The 15,331-nt window shown below is 58.6% G+C and carries 9 protein-coding genes; all 9 read right to left on the minus strand.

All coding sequences use genetic code 11. The features are described from left to right. Window positions 1-19: 19 nt before the first annotated feature. The 9 genes from K787_RS0105425 to urtB all read right to left on the minus strand — a co-directional run bounded on the left by K787_RS0105425 (window position 20) and on the right by urtB (window position 15,194). A complete protein-coding gene (locus K787_RS0105425; RefSeq protein ID WP_022961778.1) occupies window positions 20-3,904 on the minus strand; it encodes a DUF1631 family protein in 3,885 nt (1,294 codons plus the stop codon). A 208-nt stretch (window positions 3,905-4,112) separates the two neighbouring features. Further along, window positions 4,113-5,498, minus strand: coding sequence for a sigma-54-dependent transcriptional regulator (locus tag K787_RS0105430; protein WP_022961779.1), 1,386 nt, complete (start codon window positions 5,496-5,498; stop codon window positions 4,113-4,115). Further along, window positions 5,495-7,312, minus strand: a complete 1,818-nt coding sequence (locus K787_RS0105435; RefSeq protein ID WP_022961780.1) for a sensor histidine kinase — start codon at window positions 7,310-7,312, stop codon at window positions 5,495-5,497. The genes K787_RS0105430 and K787_RS0105435 overlap by 4 nt, the downstream gene beginning before the upstream one ends. Window positions 7,313-7,398: 86 nt before the next feature. After that, window positions 7,399-9,600: a TRAP transporter permease gene (locus K787_RS0105440; RefSeq protein ID WP_022961781.1), complete on the minus strand. Its 2,202-nt coding sequence runs from the start codon at window positions 9,598-9,600 to the stop codon at window positions 7,399-7,401. A gap of 74 nt (window positions 9,601-9,674) precedes the next feature. Continuing rightward, window positions 9,675-10,661 (minus strand): TAXI family TRAP transporter solute-binding subunit, encoded by a 987-nt coding sequence (locus tag K787_RS0105445; protein ID WP_022961782.1) that lies wholly within the window; start codon window positions 10,659-10,661, stop codon window positions 9,675-9,677. A gap of 200 nt (window positions 10,662-10,861) precedes the next feature. Continuing rightward, entirely contained in the window at window positions 10,862-11,557 is a 696-nt protein-coding gene (gene urtE / locus K787_RS0105450; RefSeq protein WP_028614628.1) for an urea ABC transporter ATP-binding subunit UrtE, read from the minus strand. A gap of 2 nt (window positions 11,558-11,559) precedes the next feature. Further along, window positions 11,560-12,396, minus strand: coding sequence for an urea ABC transporter ATP-binding protein UrtD (gene urtD, locus K787_RS0105455; protein ID WP_022961784.1), 837 nt, complete (start codon window positions 12,394-12,396; stop codon window positions 11,560-11,562). After that, window positions 12,393-13,487 (minus strand): urea ABC transporter permease subunit UrtC, encoded by a 1,095-nt coding sequence (gene urtC / locus K787_RS0105460; RefSeq protein WP_370736721.1) that lies wholly within the window; start codon window positions 13,485-13,487, stop codon window positions 12,393-12,395. Before urtC ends, urtD begins: the two co-directional genes overlap by 4 nt. 54 nt (window positions 13,488-13,541) lie before the next feature. Next, window positions 13,542-15,194, minus strand: coding sequence for an urea ABC transporter permease subunit UrtB (urtB, locus tag K787_RS0105465; RefSeq protein ID WP_022961786.1), 1,653 nt, complete (start codon window positions 15,192-15,194; stop codon window positions 13,542-13,544). Window positions 15,195-15,331 lie beyond the last annotated feature (137 nt).

Consider the following 15,331-nt stretch of genomic DNA (forward strand, 5'->3'; position numbering starts at 1 on the left):
CGAGCGAGCGGGCCGCCCGTCAGGCTGGCGCCTGGTCGCTGAGCTTGTCTGGCAGTGCTTTCAGGTTCAACTGGTCGAGCAAGCCGGGCAGGCCGTGAACATGGCCCTGGACGTAGTCCACGCCGATAGTGCGGACAGTATCCAGAATATCCTGAGCCGATACGTATTCTGCGATCACTTTCTTGTTTAGGTAATGACCCATTTCGGTGATCGAGCGCACCAGGGCGAAGTCCACGTCGCTGCGCGTGATGTCGCGCACGAAAGCGCCATCGATCTTGATAAAATCCACCGGCAGGCGCTTGAGATAGGAATAGGACGACTGGCCCACACCAAAGTCGTCCAGGGAGAACCGGCAACCGATACTGCGCATCTCATTAATAAAGTCGGCGGCGTCTTCCAGATTAGCCACCGCGGTGGTTTCGGTAATTTCAAAGATCAGCTTGTCGCGCGGTACCTGATAGCGCACTAGGGCGTCGAATATAAAATCGAGGAAGGAATCATCATTCATCGAATGGCCGGACAGGTTGATAGAGAAACCGCCGAACAGGTGCAGTTGATCCTGGTGCTCCATCATCCAGCGCAGCACGGTTTCGATGACCCAGCGGTCCACCGAGCCCATGCGGTTGTAGTCCTCGGCGACCTTGATGAAATCGGCCGGCGGCATATGCTCACCCTGGTCATCAATCACCGTGAGTAGCACTTCGTAATGGGGCAGAGCGGCTTCCTGAGTATCCAGGGGAGCTATCTTCTGGCAGCGTAGTTTGAGGTTGTTCTCGTCCAGCGCGCGGTTGATCCGCGTGACCCAGAGCATGGCCTCGTCGAGCTCCTCAAGACGTTCGTCGCCAGGCAGTACGAATTGAATATCCTTGTGGCCCGAGCGTTTGGAGATCTCAGCGGCGGTCTCAACCGAGCGCAATAAATCCATGATCTTCTGATTCGCCTGATCGAACCCGAGCATCGCCATGACGGTATTGATCACGAAACTGTGTTGCTCATGGACGAAACGGGTGGTTTCTATCGCCGTTTTCAGCTCCGTGGCGAGCCGGTAGCCGGCCTTGTCGGCATCAATGGGGGCGAGAATGGCGAACTGATCCGGACCCACGCGGCCGACTAATGCTTCTTCGTCAACAAAGCTGCTGATGCGCCGCGCCAGATCGCGCAGAAACCGGTCTCCGGTTTCGTAACCGCAGGTGTTGTTGATCACCTTGAACTGCTGGATATCGAAAAAGATCAGGGTGTGTGCGGTCTGCTCCTGTTGTGCCTGCGCCACGCATTGTGCCAGACAGCGCGAAAATTCCTTGCGTGTCAGCAAGCCAGTCAACTGGTCGTGGGCGGAGTCGAAAGACAGCTTGTCATAGATTTTCTGTACCAGGGCGTCGAGGCCCTGTTCCACAGCGGGCATGGCTGCGTCGTGGAGTAGCTCCAGATGGCCATCGCGGAGTAGCTGGGCAACCTGTTCCAGTGACAGTCCCGAGGTTTTGGTGCCGTGGTGATTGGCAAACATGAATTGGCTGGCATCGTCGGCCATCCATACCAGTTGGTAGAGCTGGGTTTGCTGACCTGCTTGGGTCAATTCGAACCACTGCGAGACTTTCAGGTTTCGGGCCCGCTTGAGCCAGCGCATCAGGCCCTTATCGGTTTCCACCTGTGAGGCCAGACGTTCCTCAAGCACCTCGCTGTTCAGCTCCGCTGAACTGTAAAGTGCCATTGGCGTGGTGTCTTGCACGCCGCTGGCCAATAGTTGGCTAATACGCTCAAGCAGTTCGGTATGGGCATAGCCGTTTTCCGGCACCTTGGACAAACCCTTGCCGAGCAGTTTCAACAGGTAGTCCACCGCGTGTGGCTGCTGGCGCTGGGTATTGGTTTGCGGGAGTAAATGCCAGAGCAGGTCGCAGATCACGGTCTGGGTCATGTTCCAGGACGCGCTGTTGATACCTTCGCGTAAATAGCTCAAACGCATCAGATCCTTCCAGCCATGATTGACCAGATCAATCAGGGCGGAGGGTACCGGGCGGTCAAACAGCTCGCTCAACTGACGCTCGATCTGTCTATTCGCCTGGATGAGCCGTTGCTGACCGGCGCAGGTTTCGCGGATGCGGTTGAGGTTGCGATCAATAAAGCGCTTTTCACGGGTGACCAGGGTATCCAGATTGTCCAGGCTCTGGCTAAAGGCGAGGGTGTCGTCCTCGCTCTCGAGGATATGCTGGATACTCTCGCGGATCGGGCCCTTGTTGGCCTCCAGGTGGATGCTGCCCTGGTCAGACAGCAAGGCCAGATAGTTGACGGCCTGACGCGCTGGGTGAAAATCACCGCTGAACAGCTCCGGGTCTTTGAGCATGATCTTTAGTAACGGCACCTGCAGTTTGCGCAACTCCTCCTTAAGGTCTTCGGCCACCCGCTCGTTCTGCACGATACTGTCGAACAGAGACTCGATCATCTCCACCGAGTCATGCTCGAACTCGCTCAGGTCGATCCGCACGCCACCGTTACTCTGTATCAGTTGGCTTTTCAACGCGCCTGGACCCTTGAAGCTGACCTGACCCTGAAGCAGCCGGGCTTTCATGGTGTCCAGCGCCGTCAATGCTGCACGTGAGGGTTGCTGGCTACTGGTCTGGCCTGAGTTAGGCTGCTCGCCGCCGGCCGGGGTCAACTGCCGCTGCAGGCTCATCAGTTGACTCGCCGCATTGAACGCCTGGCCTGCAACCGCCGTTGAGGCAGACGCGGGAGTCTGCTGTTCCAACGCCGTTTCCTCCGCGCTTCCTGGCGCTGCTGGCGGTGCTGGCGGTGCCGCAGAGTATTCGTCAGTGCGCGGGGTGTCCGCCGTCGCGGTGGAGGGCGACGCTTGCTGCGGCCAGGCTTGTTGGGCCTGGGACGCAAGATAGTGGTTTACATCCAGGCCGGGGAGGATGTTCGCCTGCACAAATGAACGGTTGAGCTCTTGGTATATGGTCTCCAGGTGCGCCAGAATGCTCTCTTGCAGTACCTTGAACACTACTTCCACAACCCTGTTGCTCAGGCCCAGATGACGGATGACCTCAAAGAAGGTATTGCACAGCGCCGAAGGGGAGTAGGGATTGAAGGTCCGGCTTGTGCTGCGACTACCGAAAGCGGCATCGATCCGTAGTTGCAGTTCGATAAGACTGTCGCGCACCTCCAGTTCGGTCCGCGATATGGCTACCCGCACCACTAGCCAATCCTCGAAGTCGTGCTTGTCGACCAATGTCAGGGTTTGCGTCTTGCCTTCGTTCTGCTCGGCCACTTGTTCCGGGACTTGCCGGCCTAGCGCGATATCCATCGCCGTTTCGCCGATCCGGTTGACGGTGGCCCCGAGCACGCGCTGGCGTTGTTTGCGAAACAGTGCGATGGCGTCGAAGAACGGTTGTTGCAACGCCTGGGTCTTCTGCCGGTCAGCCTCGACCAGCAGCGCCGTTTCCAACTGCCCAAAATAACGGGTGAAGTGATCTTCCAGAAACTGCTGGAACGCCAGGTTGGTAGTTTTTGCCAGCACCTTCCGGTGCTCCGGGCTGAGTTGGCTCTGGCCGGCCAACAGTTTGCGTGGCATCGGTGCGGCGGCGCGTTGGTTGCCCTCCGTCGCCTCTTGCAGTGCGCGATAGTTTTCCGGGCTGGGGTCCGCCAAGCGTAATCCGGCGCCCTGCTCGGTGAAGCGCACCACCTGTACATCCATAGCAATGCTGCGGTCAGATAGTTCCAGGCAGATGCTCGCAGGCCTTGCTTGGCTGGCGCTGACGCTGCGTTTGAGCCTGGCCAATACCAGATCATCCAGGCTGACAAGCATACCCGCCTGGCTGAAATCACGAATGATGCAGCGAAAGTTGTCGTTCAGGCTCAGGCTCAGAACGGCATTAAATTCGGCGGCCTTTCGTGGCCATCTTCTCTTTTCCATAACTACACCTTTCCATGTCTACAGCATGTGGCAGGACGGCAAGCAATGCTGGCAGTTTAGATGTGAACTGGGGAAATGTCCCTTGCTGGAATGTAACCAGACACCGCGCCGCCCCTTAAGTAGACACTTTGGCGCGGTCAGCCAGCCAAACTGAAGGTTTCAAGGCGCTCCGCGATTGTTGCAGATGCAGATGGGCGTGAGAGCAGGTTCAGTCTTTGAAGTCGGCCTTGTCCAGCCCGTGGCGTTTCATCTTGTCATATAAGGTCTTGCGTGCGAGCCCGAGCTGCATCATGACTTGTTTGATGCTGCCCTGGCAGGCTTGCAGCGCACTGGAAATAAGGCTCTGTTCGTAGGCGTCGAGCAGCTCGGTAAGGGTTTGCTGGCCTGAGGGGGTGGTTGGGCTGCCACGTTCTGGGGTTGTTAGCGCAGAGGCCCCCATCAGTACGTAGCGCTCAGCCAGGTTACGCAATTCGCGCACATTGCCCGGCCAGTCGTGTTGCATTAATGCGGCGGCCTGGGTCGCGTCCAGCGGAATGCTTTCGCGGTCGTAACGTGACGCTGCAATCAGCGCAAAGTGGTGAAATAGCAGCGGTACATCCTGTTTGCGTTCGCGCAAAGGCGGAATGTCTACTTGCACAACATTGAGCCGGTAAAACAGATCGGCGCGAAACTCCCCCGCATCGCTTTGCGCCTTGAGATCAGACTTGGTTGCGGCGATGATCCGCACGTCCACGGCAATTTGCTGGTTGCTCCCCAGTCTTTCTACCTTGCGCTCTTCGAGTACCCGCAGCAGTTTAACCTGCAGCGCCAGCGGCATGCTTTCCAGTTCATCAAGGAACAGGGTGCCCTTGTGCGCATATTCGAACTTGCCAATGCGGCGTTTTTCCGCACCGGTAAAGGCCCCCGCTTCATGGCCGAATAGCTCGCTTTCGATCAGGCTTTCAGGTACCGCGCCGCAGTTGATAGCGACGAAGTTATATTCACTGCGGTTGCTGTTCTCATGGATATAGCGGGCGATGGCATCCTTGCCAGACCCAGTCTCCCCGCGCAGCAGGATGTCTGCGTTGGTATCCAGTAGCGGGTCGAGCATGGCAATCACCCGCTGCATGCTGGGCGAAGAACCCAGCAGTCTCGGGCCGGGCTTGGTCAGGGTACGCAGCTGCGCCTTGAGCTGGCGGTTCTCCAATGCCAACTGACGCTTTTCCAACGCGCGCTTGAGTATTTCGATCAAGCCGTCGTGATGAAAGGGCTTCTCAATAAAATCATAGGCGCCCTGGCGCATGGCGCTGACGGCGGTGCTGATGTCGCCCTGGCCGGTCAGAATGATGACCGGGATGCTAGTGTCGAGAACGTGAATGGCCTGCAGAACCGCAAGCCCGTCCATCCCGGGCATGTGGTAATCGCACAGCACCACGCCGGCAAATTCACGGTCAATGCTGGCCAGCGCGCTGGCGCCGTCACTGAAGCAGGCGACGCTGAGGTTCTCCAGCGACAAGGTTTGCGCGACCACCTGGCGGATGTCTGCGTCGTCGTCGATAAAGAGGATGGCTGGTGCTGGCATCGGGTTGTCCGTTGGCTGGGCGTGGCTGTTCATGAGCGCGTCTGAAAGGTCAGTATAAACTCGGCGCCTGGGGTGTCTGAGCGATTCTGGCCAACCAGTTTGCCGCCCAGCGCATCCATGATCTGACGTGAGATCGATAGCCCTAGCCCCAGACCCTGTTTCATCGACTTGGTTGTGAAGAACGGCTCGAAAATCTGCTCGGTATTGGCTGGCAAGCCGGAGCCGTTATCGCGTACCAGACACTGGATCTGCTGATCCTGCTGCCTTAACTCCAGATGAATCTCGGGTATCAGGCTGGTCTCAACCGCCTGCACTGCATTGGCGATCAGATTGACCATCACCTGCTCTATGCGGATCAGATCGCCATGCACCATCACTGGCGTATCCGGGCGCTGCCACTGGATCAGTATGCCATTACTGCTGTCCTGGGCACGGATGATTTTCAGTGCCGCATCGATAGGCAAGCGCAAATCCACCTGGGACGGCAGACCTTCGGATTTGCGCGCGAACACCTTGAACTGACGGGTCAGCTCGGCCATCTTGTCGCATAGACTGACAATTTCGCCCAGATTCGCATCCACCACATCCTGTTCGCCGCGTTGCAGAAACCGTTGGCTGTTACGGGCGTAGGCCTGAATGGCGGTCAGCGGCTGATTCATTTCGTGGTTCAGGCCTGCGGACATTTGCCCGAGCACCGCCAGCTTGGCCGCCTGAATCAGCTCGCGCTGGGTTTCCTTCAGCTCGTTCTCGGCGCGCTCGCGTTCGCGGACTTGTTCCAGCAACTGCTGGTTGGATGCTTCAAGATCGGCCGTTCGCTCTATCACCCGGCGCTCGAGCTGTTCACTGCGCTGGGCCAATTCGGTCTCGCGCCGTTGCCGCTCGCGCAGGTATAACCAGGCCAGCATGAGACCGGAAAGCAGGATCAGTCCGGTGATCAGAAAGCGCACCTGGGTCCAGAATACCGGGCGTGTGCCAATTAACACCCTGAGCGTCCAATTGCCGTTGGGTAGGGGGGTTTGCAGGCTCAGGTAATCCTGTTGCTGGCCATCCTCTTCAATGACCACCCGTTCCACGTTGGCTGAGGCGCCCAGCGGGGTGCCGAGGCGGGTGATGTTCATCGGTCTGAGCTGCTGCGACGCATAGCGTTGCTCGCTCTGCAGAATGGCCTGCCCCTGTTCAGTCAGCGGCTCGAACGCGCGGTACAGCCAGTTCGGTCGGCTGGCCAGAAAACTGATGCCTTCAGCATCGGTGATCAACATTTCCGCTTGGTTGAGCGAGGTGGGTCTGCGCCATTGGGCCTCGAGTTCGGCGACTTGAATTTTCATCGCGATCACGCCTATTGGCCTGGTGCTGTCGTCGGGAGCCATCACCGCGTGCGCAAAATACAGGCCACGCATATCCGAGGTGGTACCCAAGGCGAAGTAAAACGCCGGTGCATTGGAGTTGAAAGCATTCTGGAAATACGGTCGGAAACTGAAATTCTGGCCAATAAAGTTGGCGCTTTGCTGGTAATTGCTCGCAGCGATGGTCAAACCCTGGTTATCCATCAGATACACATCGGAGCTGGCGACAATGTCCGCCATCAATTGCATGATCTGGTTGGCCGCGTCGATCAGTGCGGGTTGCTCCGGGGACGTCAGCGCCTGGCGTAACTGCGGATGCTGCGCGGCCAGAGTGACGATCGGCTCGTAACGTTTGATCTCGTTGCTGATCAACTGGCTGTAGCGAAAGGATTCGTCCTGACTTTCACGCTCCACCTGCCGATAGCCGAACAGTGTGCCAGTCTGCCAGGCAATAAGGCCCGCAAGGCTGAAGCACAGGGCAATCCAGAACGGATGTTTCATCATTGTTGGCCCATGGTTAACAGGGCTGAGATTAGCTGGCCCTAAGCGTAGGAACAACCCGCCAGCGAAAGCTGACGGGTGCCATCTGCCTACAGCGGATGCACGACGGCGCTATTGCCGCGCTTTTTCTGTACAGCGAAAGCCAGCACTGCGGCGCAGATCCCCAATATGTCTGTCACCCAGCTACCTTCAATCATCAGCAGGGCTGCGGCGATCAGCATCACCCGCACAAGCCAGGAGGCGCTATGGTTGACGAACCAGCCCTGCACCGCTGCCGATAGCAGATACACCCCGACGGTGGCGGTGACCAGCGCCTGGGCGATGGCTATCCAGGTGTCATTCATCAACAGCGCGCCGTTGTAGAAGAACATGAAGGGTACGATGAACGCGGCCAGGCCGATCTTGAATGACTCCATCGAGGTCTCCATCGGGTTGGCCCCGGAGATGCCCGCCGCCGCGAAGGAGGCCAGTGCCACCGGTGGGGTGATGGCCGATACCACCGCAAAGTAGAAGACAAAGAAGTGCGCCGTTAGCGGATCGATACCCAGTTGAATCAAACCCGGGGCGACCACCGAGGCAGCAACTGCGTACGCTGCGGTGGTGGGCATGCCCATACCCAGCATGATTGAGATCAGCATGGCGAACACCAGCGCCAGAAACTGACTGGCATCGGCCACGCCGAGCAATAAGGAAGAGAAACGCGAACCGACCCCGGTCAGCGAGATCACCCCAACAATCACCCCGGCGCAGGCGCAGACGACAATGATCTGAATCGCCATGATACCGGCTAGTTCCAGCGCCTTGAGAATGCCCGCCAAGCCCATCTTGTTCGGCGACAGCCAGCTTACGACGGCGGCGGAAATGGTCGCCAGGGTGCCCGCGCGGATAACTGAATAGCCCATAAACAGCGCGACAATCAATATCACGATGGGAATGAACAGATACACCTGGCGGATCAGTTTGCTGAGCAGCGGCAGCTCATCCTTGCGCATGCCGCGCATACCGGTTTTAGCCGCTTCGAAGTCGACCATAAAGTACACGGAGACAAAATATAGGATGGCCGGAATAACCGCCGCCATGGCGATCTCGGTATAGGGAATGCCGGTGATCTCGGCCATGATAAAGGCGCCGGCGCCCATGATTGGCGGCATGATCTGCCCACCAGTCGAGGCGGCTGCTTCAACAGCACCGGCGGTTTTCTTGCTGTAGCCGACTTTCTTCATCAGCGGGATGGTCAGCGAGCCGGTGGCTACTACGTTACCGGCGCTGGTGCCGTTGATCATGCCCATCAGGCCAGAGGCAAAAATCGACACCTTGGCCGGGCCACCACGTGAACGGCCAGCACAGGCAAAGGCGAAGTTGACGAAATATTCGCCGACCTTCGAGGCCTGCAAAAAGGCCGCGAAGATGATGAACAGAATGATATAGGTCGAGGACACCGCCGTGGTCGGCCCGAGGACGCCGATGTCGGTGTACACCTGACTGAAGAAACGCTTTACACCCAGGCCGGGGTAACCCAGAAAGCCCGGCAGGTAGGGCCCGCTGAATACATAAGCAAGAAAGCACAGGGCGATGATCACCAGTGCCATACCGGCCACGCGGCGGGTCATTTCCATGATCAGTGCAGTACCCGCCACGGCAGCGAAGGAAATCCCCACTGGCGAGAAGGAGGTGCCGGTACTCATGCGCAGGGGCGAGTTGTAGACGATCAACAGGTAACTCGCGGCCGCGATCGAGCAAATGATCAGCAGCAGATCGGGCATGCTGAAGTGCTCGCGCTCGCGGCGGTGAAACCAGCTCAGCAGAATGCCCAGCCCGGTCGCCGCCAGTAGCGGCCAGCCATAATGCCAGGTTTCCAAATCGGCACTCATGCGCAGGGTGCCGCTTTGCATCAGCCGGTACATCACCCCTGTTTGCACCAGGGCGTAGGTGGCGGGGACCATCAAGGCCAGGGCCGCAAGGCTAGTCCAGCGCCGAGCGGGGCGGGTATCGCCAGCGGTAACGAAGCGTGAGCCGGAGAAAAACAGATATCCTAGAATCAGCGCGCCAGTGACGTGGACAATCCGAAAACTCCACGACTCCATGGGTGAAATGTTCAGGACGTACAGATGGAAGGCCGAGTAAATGATCGCCAGCGCAGTCACGGCGCGCAGCATCCAGCCGCCATATTGGCGTCGGTTCGACTCGACTGGTTCGTCATCAACGCCCTCGACGACAATGGGCGTCAGTGGCTCGCCATGGGACGGAATCAGCGGCTCATGCTCGCTGACAGATTTGTGTATGTTTGTCATGGTGCACCTGTAAACCGGAGAGGTGAAGGGGCCAGAAAGGCGCTGGCCCGCTGATCACGCAGACTGCTGACCGATCAGTTATTGATCGGTGCCGAGTCGATGTTGTGGCCTTGCTCGGTGAAATAACGGGCTGCACCGGGGTGCCATGGCAGGAAGGTGTTCTTATCCAAATGCTCTGCGGTGCTGGTCACTGCGGCCTGATGAATGGATTGCATCCGCTCGTTATTTTCCATGGTCAGCTTGGTCACCTGGTATACGAAGCTCTCTGGCAGATCGCAGTTGGCCACGGTGAAGTTCCACATCGACACCGCGCGAGAGTCTTCGCTAAGTGAGCTGTAGGTGCTGGCGGGAATAATAAATTCGGCCACTGGATAGGCGTCCAGAATGGTCGCTATTTCGGCTTCGCTGAAACCGACAATATTGACCTTGGTTTGAACTTCGAGCTGGCTCACGGTAGGAATGGGCACGCCCGCAGCAAAGCCGATCGCATCCAGCAACCCATCCTGTAGCTGGCTGCCCAGGTCGTCCCAGCTGCCGTTGCGGCGCACGAATTTTACGCCCAGGGTTTCCAGCATTTTCGGGAAGTATTCATCCGAGCTGGATCCGGCCGGGCCAAAACCGATACGCGCGTTAGCCTTGATATCGGAGATGCTATTGATGCCTGAACTGGCCAGTGCGGCCATGGAAAAGGGCGTTTCATACAATGGGAACATGGCGCAAACGTTATCCATTTCCAAACCGGGCGCCAGCGGGCTTTTTCCATCAAAGGCATCGCGCGCTGGTCCCATGGTCGTCATCCCGAACGCTAGGTCGCCGGTATGTACTAAGGCCATATTTTGTACCGGCCCGCCAGTGACCTCGGCGCCACCGGACACTCCGGTTTGCTCGGCAATGAAGTTGGACCAACCGGAACCGTAGGCAAAATAGGTGCCGCCTTGGCTGGCGGTGCCGATGGTGAAGTTGGACGGCCAACCAGTACGGTCTTCGGCGATGGCCAGGGCGCTGGTCAGAAGGGTAGTGGCGGAGAGTGTGGCGAATGCCAGGGTGCGAAGCTTGTGCATGTTTGACTCCAGAGTTTTTGTCTTTGTTGGTCTGATTACGCGGCATGGGCAAACCCTTGCGTACAGGAGTCATAGCAAGGGCTGGGCCAGAAAGCGGAGAAGCCTGTTTCAGAGGGTTTTGGTCGTGCGCGAGGGGCCGTAAAGGGTGGTTGTCCACCCGCTTTTAGGAGGGCGATGGGTGGATAACCACCCATCGATGGTTAGACCGTCAAGTACTGCTGCACCAGCTCGTCACTCAGATCCGCAATGGGTCCGTCCGCCACCACACGACCACGCTCCATGATGAAGAAGTCATCGGCAGTGCGGCGCGCGAACGGCAGTTTCTGCTCGACCAGCAGCACCGTAAGACCCAGTTCATTGTTGAGCTTGCGGATCACATCGCCTATATCGCGGACGATATTCGGCTGAATGCCCTCGGTAGGCTCGTCCAGAATCAGCAGCTTGGGATCTAGCACCAGCGCCCGTCCGATGGCCAGCTGTTGCTGCTGGCCGCCGGACAGGTCGCCGCCGCGGCGGTTTTTCATTTCCTTGAGCACCGGAAACAGCTGGTAGATCTGCTCGGGAATCTGCCGCGCACGGTCTGGCCGCGCACCCAGAGATATCTTCAGGTTCTCCTCGACCGTCAGCAGCGGAAAGATCTCCCGGCCCTGGGGCACATAACCGATGCCAACACGCGCGCGATTTTCGGTGGACATGCGCGTGATGTCCTGGCCATTGAGCAGTATCTGCCCATCGCGCACTGGTAACAGCCCGGTAATGCATTTGAGCAGCGTGGTCTTGCCCACGCCGTTGCGGCCCAGCAGACAGCCGCAGGTGCCTTCTTTCAGATGCAGGTCCAGATCCCAGAGGATGTGGCTCTGATTGTAGAACTGATTAACCGATTGAATACGCAGCACCGTCATTCTCCCAGATAGACTTCGATCACCCGCGGGTCGTTCTGCACCTGATCCATGCTGCCTTCGGCCAGCACAGATCCCTGATGCAGCACCGTCACCTTGCGGGCAATGGAGCGGACGAAGGCCATGTCGTGTTCGACCACAATCACCGAATGCCGACCTGCCAGCGAGGTCAGCAGTTGCGCGGTGTGTTCGACCTCTTCGCCAGTCATCCCGGCGACCGGCTCATCGACCAGCAGCACACGCGGGTTCTGTACCAGCAGCATGCCGATCTCCAGCCATTGCTTCTGCCCATGGGACAGCGCACCGGCTTCCTGCTGGTAGTGCTCGGTCAGACCGATCTGCTGCAGTACTTCGTCGATGCGGTCGCGCTGCTCGCCGCTCAGGTCATGGTTCAGGGTGTACCAGACGGTCTTGTTCGAGGCGGTAGCTAGCTCCAGATTCTCGAACACGCTCAGGGCTTCAAAGATGGTCGGCTTCTGAAATTTGCGGCCGATGCCGCCGCGGGCGATTTCATGCTCAGCGCGCTTGAGCAGATTGATGCGCTGACCGAACCAGATGCTGCCGCTATCGGGTTTGGTCTTGCCGGTAATTACGTCCATCATGGTGGTCTTGCCAGCGCCGTTGGGGCCGATAATGCAGCGCAGCTCGCCATCATCGATATACAGGTTGAGGTTGTTCAGCGCCTTGAAGCCATCGAAGCTGACGCTGACATCCTCGACATAGAGAATCGGCCCGTGACTGGTATCGATCGGCTGGTCGAAGGCCGGCGCCGGCTGCACGAAATCGAAGACCTGATCGCGGCGCCAGGTTTCCCGCAGTTGCTCTATGCTTTTCATGATTTGTCTCCCTTGCGGCGTACGCGGTCGAGCAGGCCGACCAGGCCCTTGGGCAGCAGCAACGTAACCAGCACAAACAGGCTGCCAAGGATAAACAGCCAGGTTTCCGGGGAAAAGGTGGTAAAGAAGGTCTTGGCATAGTTCACCGCGAAGGCGCCGATAATGGCGCCGAACAGAGTGCCGCGTCCGCCGGTGGCGACCCAGACGACCATCTCGATGGAGTTCAGCGGCGAGAACTCACCGGGGTTGATGATACCTACTTGCGGCACGTAGAGCGCGCCAGCGACGCCAGCGAGCATCGCCGAAAAGACGAATAGCCAAAGCTTATAGGATTCGACCTGATAGCCGGAAAAACGTGTGCGGTTTTCCGCATCACGTATCGCGATAATCACCCGGCCCATGCGTGAGGTGACGATATAGCGACAGGCCAGGTAGCCCAGCACCAGGGCAATCGCCGAGGCGATAAACAGGCCGACACGAGTGGTTTTTGCCGCCAGATCGAAGCCGAGAATGTCCTTAAAGTCATTCAGGCCATTATTGCCACCAAAGCCCATCTCGTTACGAAAAAAAGCCAGCATCAGTGCATAGGTCAGCGCCTGGGTGATGATCGCGAAATACACTCCGGTGACCCGCGAGCGAAACGCTAGCCAGCCGAATACCAGCGCCAGCAGCCCTGGTACCAGCAGGATCATCAGCGCAGCGAACCAGAACATGTCGAAGCCCTGCCAGTACCAGGGCAGCGATTCCCAGTTGAGCACCACCATGAAATCCATCAGTTCCGGGTGGCCGTACACGCCCCGGTCACCGATTTGGCGCATCAGGTACATGCCCATGCCGTAGCCACCGAGGCTGAAAAAGGCGCCGTGGCCCAGCGAGAGAATCCCGCAGTAACCCCAGATCAGATCGACTGACAGGGCGAGCAGGGCAAAACACAGAAACTTGCCGAGCAGCCCCACGGTAAAGTTGGACACATAAAACGCTGAATCGGTTGGCAGCGCCAGGTTGCAGAACGGCACTATGATCGCGGTCAGCACGACCAGGCCGAGCACCAGCATACCGCCGCGGTCGCTGAGTAATAAACGTTGGGTCAGCATACTTCCCTCTCGATTGTCATTGGCTTGGTTGGCTAGCGGACGAGCTGATGCTCAGTCCGCCGCCGCCCGGCCTTTTTGTGGGAACAGACCCTTGGGCTTCTTCTGAATAAACAGGATCAGCATGATCAGCACCAGTACCTTGGCCAGCATCGCGCCGGCGTAGGGCTCGAGGAAGTTGTTGATCAGCCCCAGACTCATGGCACTGACCAGCGTGCCCCAGAGATTACCGACACCGCCGAAAACCACGACCATGAACGAATCGATGATGTAGGCCTGGCCCAGGTTGGGGCCGACGTTGGTGATCTGTGACAGGGCGACGCCGGCAATGCCGGCAATGCCGGAGCCCAGACCGAAGGTCAGGGCGTCGACCCAACTGGAACGCACGCCTACGGCGCGGGCCATGGCACGGTTCTGCGAGACGGCGCGGACCTTGAGGCCCAGCGAGGTGCGTTTGATCACCAATAGCAGCGCGAAGAACACCATCAAGCCGAAGATCAGGATATACAGCCGGTTGTAGGTGAGCGACAGCACCGGATTGATCACCAGCGTGCCGCTGATCCAGTCCGGCGAACTGACCGAGCGATTCAATGGTCCGAACAGGCTGCGCACCGCCTGCTGCAGCACCAGACTCAAGCCGAAGGTAGCGAGCAGCGTCTCCAGGGGCCGGCCGTAGAGAAAGCGGATCACCCCCCGTTCGATCAGCATGCCGATCAAGCCGGTTACCAGAAAGGCCGCCGGAATGGCGATCAGCAGGCTCCACTCGATCAGGTTCGGGAATAGCACTTGCACCCCCCAGGTGGTGTAGGCGCCGAGCATGATCAGTTCGCCGTGGGCCATGTTAATTACGCCCATTACGCCAAAGGTGATGGCCAGGCCGATGGCCGCCAACAACAGCACCGAGCCAAGGCTCAAGCCGAAAAACAGGCTTTCGATAAAGCGGTAGAACGTGATCCGGCCCTGGATCGAAGCAATCGCCTCCTGAGCCGCGATGCGCAGCTCAGGATCCGCGTCGTTGGCCGCCACATCGTTCAGGGCGATGCGCGCTTCCTGTTCCAGCGACCCGCTTAGCGAGTTGATGGCTTCCAAGCGTACGTCGCGGTCCACACCCTGAATCTGGAACAGCGCCAAAGCAGTATCAATGGCATCCAGTACCCGCCCTGACTCTTCTTCTGCTTGACGTTCGATCAGCAGCGCAATACTGCCGGCATCGATGCCGTCGCGGATAAAACGGCGTACAGCGTTGTAACGGATATCCGCGCTTGCGTGATTGAGGTTCAACTGCGCCAGTTGGCCGCGCAGTTGGGTGCGCAGGCTGTTGTTGACCGGTACCCGGCGCAGACCTTGATCGCTGTCGAGTGCTTCGCCGGTAAGCGCATCGGTTACCTGGTTGCCGCTGCGAATGGCGACCAAGGGTGGATCGTTGCGGTCGGCAAGCAGGTCGCCATCGACCAGCGCGTTAAGAATATCGACTAGGCGTTCGTCATCCTGGCTGAATAGCTGGCTGACGGTCTCGGCACGCTGGCGCAGGTTACCCTGCACTAACTGATGTACTTGTTGCTCAAAACCCAAGGGGGCGGGCTGAGCGGTATCCGCTTCGGCCTGGGCGCTGGCGTGCAAGGGGGCAAAGGCGCCCATAATTAGCATCAGCCAAAGGCTCAGAGCGGTCAGAGGGCGCCAAAATGGTGCGCGGCAGTTCGTGTTCATGACACCTGTCCTGGTTATCGTTTTGCATGCCCTGCGTCGGCGGGTGGGGCCGGGGCTGACTCCGTCATTCCCTTGGTCCGGCAATGACGGGCTTTACAGCGTTGTCTGGCCAGCGGGCTGGCCAGACATCTGATGGG

The organism is Halopseudomonas pelagia CL-AP6, from assembly GCF_000410875.1.
GTDB classification, from domain to species: Bacteria; Pseudomonadota; Gammaproteobacteria; order Pseudomonadales; family Pseudomonadaceae; genus Halopseudomonas; species Halopseudomonas pelagia.

What these genes read in the sequence shown, in the direction of transcription:
- K787_RS0105425 (WP_022961778.1), bottom strand. Translation starts at nt 3,904, where the DNA reads ATGGAAAAGAGAAGATGGCCACGAAAGGCCGCCGAATTTAATGCCGTT.
- K787_RS0105430 (WP_022961779.1), bottom strand. Translation starts at nt 5,498, where the DNA reads ATGAACAGCCACGCCCAGCCAACGGACAACCCGATGCCAGCACCAGCC.
- K787_RS0105435 (WP_022961780.1), bottom strand. Translation starts at nt 7,312, where the DNA reads ATGATGAAACATCCGTTCTGGATTGCCCTGTGCTTCAGCCTTGCGGGC.
- K787_RS0105440 (WP_022961781.1), bottom strand. Translation starts at nt 9,600, where the DNA reads ATGACAAACATACACAAATCTGTCAGCGAGCATGAGCCGCTGATTCCG.
- K787_RS0105445 (WP_022961782.1), bottom strand. Translation starts at nt 10,661, where the DNA reads ATGCACAAGCTTCGCACCCTGGCATTCGCCACACTCTCCGCCACTACC.
- urtD (WP_022961784.1), bottom strand. Translation starts at nt 12,396, where the DNA reads ATGAAAAGCATAGAGCAACTGCGGGAAACCTGGCGCCGCGATCAGGTC.
- urtB (WP_022961786.1), bottom strand. Translation starts at nt 15,194, where the DNA reads ATGAACACGAACTGCCGCGCACCATTTTGGCGCCCTCTGACCGCTCTG.